The organism is Devosia sp. (assembly GCF_041917035.1).
Classification (GTDB): domain Bacteria; phylum Pseudomonadota; class Alphaproteobacteria; order Rhizobiales; family Devosiaceae; genus Devosia_A.
The window spans coordinates 1-10702 of record NZ_JAYRYM010000139.1 but is presented as its reverse complement, the minus strand read 5'-3'; the positions used below and the strand labels follow the sequence as shown (position 1 = coordinate 10702).

10 protein-coding genes and 2 pseudogenes are annotated in these 10702 nt (G+C 67.9%); 1 reads left to right on the top strand and 11 read right to left on the bottom strand.

The genetic code is table 11. The features are described 5' to 3' along the window. Nucleotides 1-931: pseudogene (locus ACE3TU_RS14230) on the bottom strand (bifunctional [glutamine synthetase] adenylyltransferase/[glutamine synthetase]-adenylyl-L-tyrosine phosphorylase); the annotation flags it as partial. Nucleotides 932-1055: 124 nt separating this feature from the next. On the opposite strand from ACE3TU_RS14230, the gene ACE3TU_RS14225 reads away from it, so the two are divergent. Then, nucleotides 1056-1664 (top strand): hypothetical protein, encoded by a 609-nt coding sequence (locus tag ACE3TU_RS14225; protein WP_374625285.1) that lies wholly within the window; start codon nt 1056-1058, stop codon nt 1662-1664. A 14-nt stretch (nt 1665-1678) separates the two neighbouring features. On the opposite strand, the gene ACE3TU_RS14220 is transcribed toward ACE3TU_RS14225, so the two are convergent. From ACE3TU_RS14220 to ACE3TU_RS14175, 10 genes and pseudogenes are all read right to left on the bottom strand, one after another. Beyond that, nucleotides 1679-3076, bottom strand: coding sequence for a sensor histidine kinase (locus ACE3TU_RS14220; protein ID WP_374625283.1), 1398 nt, complete (start codon nt 3074-3076; stop codon nt 1679-1681). Between the two features lie 3 nt (nt 3077-3079). Next, nucleotides 3080-3751, bottom strand: a complete 672-nt coding sequence (locus ACE3TU_RS14215) for a response regulator transcription factor (RefSeq protein ID WP_374625281.1) — start codon at nt 3749-3751, stop codon at nt 3080-3082. Between the two features lie 154 nt (nt 3752-3905). Next, nucleotides 3906-5441, bottom strand: coding sequence for a Do family serine endopeptidase (locus tag ACE3TU_RS14210; protein WP_374625279.1), 1536 nt, complete (start codon nt 5439-5441; stop codon nt 3906-3908). Nucleotides 5442-5553: 112 nt separating this feature from the next. After that, nucleotides 5554-6303, bottom strand: a complete 750-nt coding sequence (locus tag ACE3TU_RS14205; protein WP_374625277.1) for a sulfite exporter TauE/SafE family protein — start codon at nt 6301-6303, stop codon at nt 5554-5556. A 70-nt stretch (nt 6304-6373) separates the two neighbouring features. Next, a complete protein-coding gene (locus ACE3TU_RS14200; RefSeq protein WP_374625275.1) occupies nt 6374-6931 on the bottom strand; it encodes a GNAT family N-acetyltransferase in 558 nt (185 codons plus the stop codon). 11 nt (nt 6932-6942) lie between these two features. After that, nucleotides 6943-7134, bottom strand: a complete 192-nt coding sequence (locus tag ACE3TU_RS14195; RefSeq protein ID WP_374625273.1) for a hypothetical protein — start codon at nt 7132-7134, stop codon at nt 6943-6945. A 153-nt stretch (nt 7135-7287) separates the two neighbouring features. Then, nucleotides 7288-7740, bottom strand: coding sequence for a cytochrome c-type biogenesis protein (locus ACE3TU_RS14190; RefSeq protein ID WP_374625271.1), 453 nt, complete (start codon nt 7738-7740; stop codon nt 7288-7290). Then, nucleotides 7737-9704 carry a heme lyase CcmF/NrfE family subunit gene (locus ACE3TU_RS14185; protein WP_374625269.1) on the bottom strand — a complete coding sequence of 656 codons (1968 nt, stop codon included), beginning with the start codon at nt 9702-9704 and terminating at the stop codon, nt 7737-7739. The genes ACE3TU_RS14190 and ACE3TU_RS14185 overlap by 4 nt, the downstream gene beginning before the upstream one ends. Nucleotides 9705-9723: 19 nt before the next feature. After that, nucleotides 9724-10230 carry a cytochrome c maturation protein CcmE gene (gene ccmE / locus ACE3TU_RS14180; protein WP_374625268.1) on the bottom strand — a complete coding sequence of 169 codons (507 nt, stop codon included), beginning with the start codon at nt 10228-10230 and terminating at the stop codon, nt 9724-9726. Continuing rightward, nucleotides 10227-10702: pseudogene (locus tag ACE3TU_RS14175) on the bottom strand (c-type cytochrome biogenesis protein CcmI); the annotation flags it as partial. The pseudogene ACE3TU_RS14175 and the gene ccmE, both read right to left, overlap by 4 nt.

The window sequence follows — 10702 nt, the reverse complement described above, 5'->3', positions numbered from 1 at the left end:
CGCGTCCCCCGGCGATCAGTTGCTGGGTCTGGGTGAAGAACTCGATCTCGCGGATGCCGCCGAGCCCGAGCTTGACGTTGTGCCCCTCGACCCGGACATCCCCGACATTCTTGGTGATGTTGATCTGCCGCTTCATCGCCTGGATGTCGGCGATGGTGGCGAAGTCGAGGTGCTTGCGCCAGACATAGGGCGCCAGCTCCTTGAGGAAGGCCTCGCCCGCCATCCTGTCGCCGGCGCAGGGGCGCGCCTTGATCCAGGCCGCGCGCTCCCAGTTCTGGCCCCGGCTCTCGTAGTAGGCGAGCGCCGCCTCGACCGGCAGGGCGACCGGCGTCGCTCCCGGATCGGGCCGCAGCCGCAGGTCGGTGCGAAACACGTAGCCGTCGGCGGTACGGTCCTGCATCAGGCCGGCGAGTTTCTGGACGATGCGGCTGAACAGCCTGGTCGCCTCGCCGCGATCGATCAGCGGGGCGCGGTCGGGGTCGAAGAAGGCGACGATATCGATATCGCTCGAGTAGTTGAGCTCGCGCCCGCCATGCTTGCCCAGCGCAAAGATCGCCAGCCCCGAGGTGGCCGCCGTGGCCGGTCCGAGCTGGCCGCGCGCGACGGCGGCGCGGATCAGCACCTCGAGCCCGGCGTCGAGCGCCGCGTCGGCGAGGTCGGACAAGGCTGCCGTCGACCGTTCGGTCGTCCAGCGACCCTCGACTTCGGCGACGGCGGCCAGCAGGGCGACGCGGCCCTTGGCGAGCCGCAGGGCACGGGCCACGCTCTCCTCGCCGGAACCGTCCGCGCCCGCCCGCGCCAGCTCCGCCAGCACGGCGTCGAAGGCGACGTCCGGTGCGAGGCGCGCTGCGGCGAACCAGTCCGCGTGGCGGGCCGCGAGGTCGGCGAGATAGGGGGCGGCGTCGAGCAGGGTCGCAACGGAGACGGTCATGGCGCATGGGATATCGCCGCGCCGGGGCCGGGGCAAGCAAAGCTCCGTGATTGTGCCTTTTGCGCACTGGCGCGCGGCGCCGGTCCCGGTATTTTCCCCCGGCCGTCCTACCCGGAGTGCATCTATGCGAATCCAAGCCGCCGCCGCCGTCCTCGCTCTCGCGATCCTGGGCGCCACGCCCGTTGCCGCCGCCTCGCTGGGCGGGATGGGTCAGGCGATCTTCGGCAACAGCTTCAACTTCAGCAAGGCCAACCTCGAGAAGGCGCCCGTCAAGGCGATCACGGTGGGCAGCCTCAAGGTCACGCTGCAGCGCACCAGGCTCAAAGACGTGCAGAAGGCCTTCGGCGGCACCATCCAGAGCGATGGCGACGGCGCCGGCCGGGCCGACTGGATCTGCTACGGCGCCGAGGGCGCCAACGTCTGGTTCATCTCCAATGCGCTGGGCGGCTACGAGTTCGTCATGATGGTCGCCGCCGAAACGGGCAAGCCCTCGGCCGCCTGCGATGCGGCACCGGAGAAGTTCGCCATCCCCGATTTCGGCATCCCTGGCCTCGGGGCACCTGTCGCCGACCTGAAGGCGACCTTCGGCGCCGCATCGGGAAGCAAGATCGCCTACCGCGGCGATCGGCCCGGTGGCTATTCCGACATCGCCCAGTACATCGGCTACGTGCTCAAGGGCGGCAAGGTCGCCGGCATCGGCGTCGGCGAAACCTCGGTGCCGACGGCGCACTGAGCCTCGCACCGGCCTCAGGCGGCCGGCAGGTCGATCACCGCGCGCACGCCGGGGGCATTGTCCTCGATGCGGAACTCGCCCCGGTGCAGGCGTGCCACCGCCGCGACCAGCGACAGGCCGAGCCCGGAGCCCGGCTCGGTGCGGCTCTTTTCGAGCCTGACGAAGCGCTCGAGCACGCGCGTCCGGTCGGCCTCCGGGATGCCCGGGCCGTTGTCGGCGACCTCGATCCGCACGCGACCGGCGGCGGAGCGGACGCTGACGGTGATGCGGCCAACCTTGCCCTCGGCCGGCTCGTAGTACTTCAGGGCGTTCTCGATCAGGTTGACCAGCGCCTGCCCGAGCAGTTCGCGGTTGCCGCTGAGGCGCACGCCCGGCGCGATGTCGGTGACGAGCGACAGCCCCTCGTCCTCGGCCAGCGGCCCGTAGAGTTCGGCGACGTCGGCCACCACGGCGCTCAGGTCGATCTCGCTCAGCGCGCCCGAGGGTGTGCCGGCCTCGGCGCGGGCGATCATCAGCAGGGCGTTGAACGTCTTGATCAGCTTGTCGCTCTCCTCGAGCGTCGTCTCGAGCGCCTCGCGCCGGGCCTGTTCGCCCTGCCCGTCCCGCAGCGCCGACTCGGCCTTGTTGCGCAAGCGCGTCAGCGGCGTCTTCAGGTCGTGTGCGACATTGTCGGTCACCTCCTTCATGCCCTGCATCAGCTGCTCGATGCGATCGAGCATCTGGTTGAGGTTGGTGGCGAGGGCGTCGAACTCGTCGTCGCGGCGGGTCACCGGCACGCGTTCGGAGAGGTTGCCGGACATGATCTTGCGGGAGGTCGAGGCGATGGTATCGACGCGTCGCAGCACGCGCACGGCGGTAACGCCGCCCGCGATCATCGAAAAGAGCAGGATGCCTCCGACCCCGATGGCAAACCACTGCATGACGATGGCGGTGAAGCCGCGGCGTTCGACCACGTCACGGCCGACCACCAGGATCAGCCCGCTGTCGAGCACCACGGAGCGCACCACCGCGTTGCCCCGCGGCGGCTGCCCCTCATCGCCGTCGAGCGGCTGCGGACGCTCGTAGTCGAAGCTGTAGGTGCCCGGCTCGGCCAGCACCTCGGCCGGCAGGTCGCTGACATTGCCGACGATCATCTCGCCGGTCGGCAGGGCCAGATAGTAGATGCCCGGACCCGGCTGGCGCGACAGCCGGCCGACCGCCTCGACCGCCGCCCGGAAGCCGGTATTGGCGTCGAGCCGCGTCAGCTGCCGCGCCTCGCGGTCGATGGCATCGGTCTGCTGGCGCTGCAGCTGCACCGAGGTCTGCCACGAGATCAGCGCCAGCAGCAACACGGCGAAGACGACGAAGACGACCATGAACAGCGCCGTGAGGCGTACCGTGGTCGTACGCCACAGGTCGGCGAGGCGCAGCATGCCCTACTCGCGGATCATGTAGCCCGCGCCGCGGATGGTGTGCAGCAGCGGGTTGGTGTGGCCCTTGTCGATCTTGGCGCGCAGGCGGGACATGTGCACGTCGATGACATTGGTCTGGGGGTCGAAATGATAGTCCCAGACATTTTCGAGCAGCATGGTTCGGGTCACCACCTTGCCGGCGTTCTTCATCAGGTACTCGAGCAGGCGGAATTCGCGCGGCTGCAGCAGGATGGGCTCGCCGTCGCGCTCGACCTTGCGGCTCAGCCGGTCGAGGTTCAGCCCGGCCACCGAGTAGCTGGTGGCGGCCTCGGCCGGGCTCGAGCGGCGGGCCAGCACCTCGACGCGGGCCAGCAGTTCGGAGAAGGCATAGGGCTTGACGAGATAGTCATCGCCGCCCGCCCTGAGGCCGGTGACGCGATCATCCACCTCGCCGAGCGCCGACAGGATCAGCACCGGCGTGCGGTCGCTCTCGGCCCTGAGGCTCTCGATGATGGACAGCCCGTCGCGGCGCGGTAGCATGCGGTCGACGACCAGGACGTCGTAGTCCATGCCCGAGGCCATGGCGTAGCCGGTCTCGCCATCCGAGGCGTGGTGCGTCACGTGCCCGGCCTCGTCCAGTGCCTGGATCAGGTAGCTCGCCGCCTCGCGGTCGTCCTCGATCAGCAGAATCTTCATGTCACCGGCCCCGGTCGGATCATAGCCAGGTGAATGGCCAATGGTGAACGGGTAACTGATACCACCATCCACCATTCACCATTCACCATTCGCCATTCACACGAAGCAACCGGCCCCGGAGCCATGGCCCCGGAGCCCGGCGCTTGCGCGTCGCCTACTCGAGCGGCAGCCCGACGAAGCGGACATTGCCGTCGCGCTGGGCCTTGATCAGCGCGGTGCCGCGACCGGCATCCTTGACGCCCTGGATGGCCTGCTCGAACTGCTCGACCGTCGCCACGGGCTGGTTGTTAACCTCGAGGATGGTGTCGCCGATGGCGAAGCCCTTCTCGGCCGCGGTCGAGTCCGGGTTGACCTCCTGGATCAGCAGGCCCACGCCGTCGGCAGACGGCACCAGGGTGATGCCGACACTGGTTTCGGTGGGGCCGGCCGGGATGTCGGCGGGCGGGATCGGCTCCGCAGGCTGCGCGACCTGCTCGTCGAGCTTGCCCAGCGTTACCGAGATGGTCTGCTCCTGGCCATCGCGCCAGATCGTCACCTCGACCGGGGTGCCGGGGTCCTTGCCGGCGATGGTGCGGCTCAGGTCGAGCGCGTTGCTGATCTCGTCGCCGTCAACCATGATGATCACGTCGCCGGACCGGATGCCCGCCAGGCCGGCCGGGCCGTCCTTGCTCGGCTCGGTGACCAGCGCGCCACGGCGGTTGCCGAGGCCGACGCTTTCGGCGATATCGCGGGTCACGTCCTGGATGCCGACACCGAGGAAGCCGCGGGTCACGGTGCCCGACGAGATCAGCTGGTCGGTGACCTGCTTGACCACGTTGGCGGGGATGGCGAAGGCGATACCGACATTGCCGCCATTGGGCGAGAAGATCGCGGTGTTGACGCCCACCACCTGACCTTCGAGATTGAAGGCCGGGCCGCCGGAATTGCCGGTGTTCACCGCCGCGTCGATCTGCAGGAAGTCGCCGTAGGACGAGCCGGCGATGTCGCGGCCGCGGGCCGAGACGATGCCGGCGGTCACCGTGCCGCCGAGGCCGAACGGATTGCCGACCGCCACCACCCACTCGCCGACCCGCACGTCGGTGTCGGCCAGCTTGACGAAGCTGAGGTCGGTGACACCGTCGACCTTGACCACCGCCAGGTCCGTCTTCTCGTCGGTGCCGACCACCTTGGCGCTCATCTCATCGCCATTGTCGAAGACCACGGTCACCTTGTCGGCGTTGTCGACCACATGGTTGTTGGTGATGATGTAGCCATCGGCCGAGACCACGAAGCCCGAGCCGGCCGCGACGAAGCGGCGCTTGGGCTGGGGGGCCTTGTCATTGTTGTCGTTGCCGAACTGGCGACCGAACTCCTCCATGAAGTCCTTGAACGGATGGTCGTCGGGCAGGTCGGGGAAATTGAACTCGAACTGGCGTCCGCCGCGCTGCAGGTTGCGGCCGCTGTCGGCGCCACCCTCGACGACGATCGAGACCACGGCGGGCTTCACCGCCTCGACGAGGTCGGCGAAGTTCGGGGCATTGGTGACGGCCGGCACGCTGATCTGCGCGGCGGGAACGAGCTTGGCCTCGCTCTGAGCGGCGCTGGGCGCAGTCGCGGCAACGAGGGCAGAGCCGCCGCCGATACCGGCAAGGATCGCAAGGGCCGACGCCCCGATCCAGCGACGGGCGCGGGAAGAAATGGTCGAGCGCATGGTGTTCTCCTTCAGTCAGGCACTCCGGATGGCCCTGACGTATGGAGGCCGGTGCCTTTCTGCACGATGTCGCCGGCCTTAAATCTTGGTAATGTTGCCGAACGTTTCGTGCTCAGAACAGCGCCGTGCGCAGCAGATCGAGCGCCACCAGCGTCAGCACGATCTTGAAGCCGATCCGGAACAGCGCTTCGGGCACCTTGACGAGCAGCCGGCTGCCGATGGCGGTGCCGACAAAGCCCGAGGCGATCATGGCGGCGATGAGCGGCAGGTAGGCGGCGAAGGCGAAGCCGAGCAGGACGAACATCGCCACCTTGAAGCTGTTCTGAAGTGTCATCAGCGCGGCGTGCGTCGCCACCAGCTGGCGGCGATCGGCGAGCCCCTTGATGAACACCGAGACCAGTGGCCCGGTCGCCCCAACCACCATGCCGAGCGCCGCGATCACCCCTCCGCCGATCACCTGCGCCGCCCGCGAGCGACCCACCAGCGCCGGCTGCGGCAGCCAGGTGGTCAGCAGCACGAAGAGCGCGATGGCAATCTGCAGCGCCGTCGCCGGCATGAGGCTCGCGAACTGGCCGCCGATGACGGTGCCGAGCAGGCCGCCCAGCGAAATCCACAGCACCAGCGGCCACTGGATGTGCGCCCGCTGGACGATCGCCCGGCCGCCGTTCGAGCCGAGCTGGATGGCGCCGTGCAGCGGCACCACGACGGTCGGTGGAAAGACCAGGGCGAGTACCGCCACCATCAGCGTTCCGCCGCCGAGCGAAAAGGTCGCGGTGATCAGGGAGGTGAACAGGCTGAGCCCGATCAGCGCCAGCGCCAGCAGCGGGTCGAGGCCATCGGGAAGCAACGGAGCAAGGGGCAAGGCAGAGCGTCCGGCAATGCGCCCTCATAGCCCGGTTCGGCGCCGGCTGTCAGCCCCAGGATGGAGCAACTCAGCCCTGCACTGGCACCTTGTACAGGTCAATGAACATGACCGGTTCATCGCGTTCCCTGTTCGCTGGAGTATCAAGCGCCGTGAACCCGTACCGCTCGTAGAAGCCAACGGATCGTCGCTTGGCATCTACGACTATGAACCTGCACCCCACCGATGGGGAGATCACGTCCTTGGCAATGCCAACTGACAGATCGACCAGCATTGTACCGATGTGCAGCTTCCGGCCTTGCAGGCGATGATCGACGGCCAGCCGCGCGATCTTCACCGCTGGGTACTGCCGGTATGGGTAGTGCAGACCATCGCCATGCCCCAAGCCACTGACGCCGCTCCCCCCAGGCTCTGATGCAATCTCTCCGCATACGAGAGTCACGTAGGCTCTCACCCGCAGGGGTTCGTCATCGAGAAACACGCCATAGGTTCGAGCCAGACTCTGCTCCTGATGGGCTTTCGCATCCTTCTGCAGATAGGTCTTTAGTGGAACGAAATCGGCGTGCCCAAGAGAAAGCCCGGTGACGGTGTCACCGGGCTCTATTGGCCTGATCGTAATCTCTACCAATCTGGCAGCGCCTACTCAGCGGGTTCAAGCGTTAGTCTCAAACGTCCGCCGCTCGATGTAAGGGCTCGCGAAAGTTCGATGCCGCGCTTTGCTGCCTCCTTTGCGGCAGCCTTCGGCTTGCCGTATGTCGCTTGCGCTTGGAACTTCTTCGCGTCCTGCTCGGTAAGCGTTACGCGGCCAAATGCACTTGACTTGATAGCCATGGAGCGCCTCCTTCGGTTGGTGTGTGCAGGATATCTGGTGCTTGATCCGTACCATTTCACGGTCAGGATGACAATTTGTCATGCATCGTGCATCACGAGCCGACCGCGATGGACGTTACCCGCCGCCGAACGGGACAGCCGCCGCGCGTCGCTTCAGCGTTCCAGTTCCTCGATCGCGCGCGCTTCCTCGGGGGAGAGTTCGGTGGCGCCGGTCGCGACCCTTGCCCGCCGCCGCGCGGCAAAGAACACCACCGTGCCGCCGATCACCAGCAGCGCGGGCGCGGCGGCCCAGAGCAGCAGCGTGTGCGGCGCCACCACCGGGTTCAACAGCACGTACTCGCCGTAGCGGGCGACGAGGTAGGCGCGCACCTCGTCGTCGCTGTCGCCGGCCACCAGACGCTCGCGCACGATCAGGCGCAGGTCGCGTGCCAGGTCGGCATCGGAATCGTCGATCGACTGGTTCTGGCAGACGAGGCAGCGCAGGCCGCCCGAGATGTCGCGGGCCCGCGCCTCGAGCGCCGGGTCGGCGAGCACCTCGTCGGGACGCACGGCCAGGGTGGGCTGGGCCAGCAGCAGCACCAGCAGCGCGGCGAGCAGCGCCCTCATTGCGCGGCCACCCGACTGGCGGCCGGTTGCGGAGCGCCGAAGCGCAGCCGTCGGTAACTCAGCGACAACAGGCCGGCGCCGGCCATCACCAGGGCGCCCAGCCAGATCAGCGTCACATAGGGCTTGAACCAGATGCGGACCACGGACGTGCCGTCGGCATGCGGCTCGCCCAGTTGCACGTAGAGCTGGCTGAAGCCGTAGGTCTCGATCGCCGCTTCGGTGGTCGGCATGCCGCTCGCCGCGTAGACGCGCCGCTCGGCCACCGCCTGGCGCGCCGTATCGCCGGGCGCGACGATGCTGAAGCGGCCGGCATCGGCGACGAAGTTCGGACCTTCCTCGTGCACGATGCCCGAGAAGGTGATCGCGTGCCCGCTCAGCGTCACGGTCTGCCCCGGGCTGATGGTGGTGACGAGCTCGCTCTGCCAGGCGCTGGTCGAGACGATTCCGATCAACGTCACGCCCAGCCCGAAATGCGCCAGCGCCGTCGCCCAGGCGGTGCGCGGCAGTCCGACGAGGCGCCGCAGCGAGGTCACCAGATCGGTGCGGAAGAACCGGGCGCGATCGACGAGATCGGCCAGCGCGCCCAGCGACACCCAGAAGCCCAGCAGCAGTCCGAGCGGGGCGAGCGAGATCGAGGCGCCGGTCAGCGCGAAGGCCAGGATGGCGAGGAACAGCGCGAGGCCCGCCGCCCCGGCGAGACGCTGCGTCACGGCGATCAGGTCGCCGCGCTTCCAGCTCAGGAACGGCCCGAACGGCAGGATGACGAGAAGCGGCGCCATGATCGCGCCGAAGGTCAGATCGAAGAACGGCGCACCCACCGAGATGCTCTGGCCGGTGAGTGCGTCGAGCAGCAGCGGATAGAGTGTCCCGACCAGCACCGCCGCCGTCGCCGAGGCGAGGAACAGGTTGTTGAGGATCAGTGCGCCCTCGCGGCTGATCGGGGCGAACAACCCGCCCGTCCGCAGGGCGCCGGCCCGCAGCGCGAACAGGGAGAAGGCACCGCCGATGAAGATGGCCAGCAGCGACAGGATGACGAGGCCACGCGTCGGATCGGAGGCGAAAGTATGGACCGAGGTCAGAATGCCCGAGCGTACCATGAAGGTGCCGAGCAGGCTGAGCGAGAAGGTGATGATCGAAAGGAAGATCGTCCACACCTTCAGCGCATTGCGCTTTTCCATCACCAGCGCGGAGTGGAGCAGCGCCGTGCCCGCCAGCCAGGGCATGAAGCTGGCGTTCTCGACCGGGTCCCAGAACCACCAGCCGCCCCAGCCGAGCTCGTAGTAGGCCCAGTACGAGCCCATGGCGATGCCGAGCGTCAGGAACACCCAGCTGAACAGCGCCCAGGGCCGCACCCAGCGCGCCCAGGCCGCGTCGATGCGTCCCGAGATCAGGGCGGCGATGGCGAAGCTGAAGCAGATCGAGAAGCCGACATAGCCGGCATAGAGCAGCGGGGGATGGATGGCGAGGCCGATATCCTGCAGCACCGGATTGAGGTCGCGGCCCTCGAAGGGCGCCGGCGAGAGCCTGAGGAAGGGGTTGGAGGTGAACAGGGTGAAGCCGCCAAAGGCCGCGCCGAGCAGGCTCTGCATGCCCAGCACCAGCGCCATCAGGTCTCTGGGGAGGCCGCGCCCGAAGGCCGCCACGGCGGCGCCCATGATGACGAGGATCAACACCCACAGGACCATCGAGCCCTCGTGGTTTCCCCACACCGCGGTGATCTTGTAGATCAGCGGCTGCGCCGAGTTGGCGTGCTCCTGGGCAAGCTTCAGCGAGAAGTCGGACGTGACGAAGGCCTGGATCAGCGCGCCGAACGCGGCGGCCACCAGGAGGAACTGCAACAGTGCCGCCTGCTGCAGGAAGCCGGCCACCGCCTCACGCTTCCAGAACAGCAGGCCCAGCACCGCGGATACCACCGCGATGGCGAAGGCAAGGACGAAGGCGAAATGTCCGAGTTCTATGCTCATGCCGCGTGTCCGTGCCGCATCACGAGCCGGTCGCCGGCGCCAGCGCGGCAAGGTTGCGCGGCGAGCAGTTGTCGTCCGGGCTGGCCGCGGTGGTCGCCTCGCGCTGCCACTCGCCGCGATCCTTGAGCGAGTCCACCACCTCCTTGGGCATGTAGTTCTCGTCGTGCTTGGCAAGGATATTGGTCGCGGCGAAACGGTCGGCGCCGCTCATCGCGCCCTCGGCGATCACCCCCTGCCCGGAACGGAACAGGTCGGGCAGGATGCCGACAAAGCTCACCGTCACCTCGGTTTCGCCATCCGTGACCACGAAGTCCGTGGCCTCGCCGACGCGGCTGCACGAACTCTGCTTGACGAGGCCGCCCAGACGGATCGGGGTGCCCGTGGCGATCGCCTTCGCCTTCACCTCGGTGGGCGAATAGAAGAACACGATCTGGTCCCGCAGTGCCGTGAAGATCAGCCCGGCGGCGATCACCAGCACGGCCCCCAGCGCAGCGATGACGGCTAGTTTTTTCTGTTTACGAGTCAATTACTTGCCACCAATCCATGATCTGCCGCAAGAACATCGAGTTCGGTCCGGACCGACGCATCGGGATAGGCGGATCGCGCGGCATCGTAGGCCTGCTGCGCCAGTTCGGTTTGACCGAGGACAAGGCGGGAACGCACCAGCCGGGTCCATTCCTCGATCGTGCCGCCGCCTTCCGCCAGTCGCGCCGCAAGGCCCTCCACCATACTCTCGATCGTGCCCTGGTCCACCCCACCCGCGGGCCCACCGCTGAGGCCGGCAAGCGCCGCGTCAAGCCCGGCCTGCGCATTCGGCACCCAGGCCTCGTCGCCCTTGGCGAGCGCGAGCAGCGCCTCCCACTCGCTCCTCGCCACCTCGAATTCGCCGGCCCGCGTCGCTTCGCCGGCGATGTAGTAGCGGGCGCGGATGTGGGCCGGGTCGCGGGCCACGGCGCTCTTGAACAGCGCCAGCGGTTCGCCGGCCGCACTGCCGCCAT

Bases quoted from the DNA above. Each gene is read 5' to 3' on its own strand.
- ACE3TU_RS14225 (WP_374625285.1), top strand. From the start codon at position 1,056: ATGCGAATCCAAGCCGCCGCCGCCGTCCTCGCTCTCGCGATCCTGGGC.
- ACE3TU_RS14220 (WP_374625283.1), bottom strand. From the start codon at position 3,076: ATGCTGCGCCTCGCCGACCTGTGGCGTACGACCACGGTACGCCTCACG.
- ACE3TU_RS14215 (WP_374625281.1), bottom strand. From the start codon at position 3,751: ATGAAGATTCTGCTGATCGAGGACGACCGCGAGGCGGCGAGCTACCTG.
- ACE3TU_RS14210 (WP_374625279.1), bottom strand. From the start codon at position 5,441: ATGCGCTCGACCATTTCTTCCCGCGCCCGTCGCTGGATCGGGGCGTCG.
- ACE3TU_RS14195 (WP_374625273.1), bottom strand. From the start codon at position 7,134: ATGGCTATCAAGTCAAGTGCATTTGGCCGCGTAACGCTTACCGAGCAG.
- ACE3TU_RS14190 (WP_374625271.1), bottom strand. From the start codon at position 7,740: ATGAGGGCGCTGCTCGCCGCGCTGCTGGTGCTGCTGCTGGCCCAGCCC.
- ACE3TU_RS14185 (WP_374625269.1), bottom strand. From the start codon at position 9,704: ATGAGCATAGAACTCGGACATTTCGCCTTCGTCCTTGCCTTCGCCATC.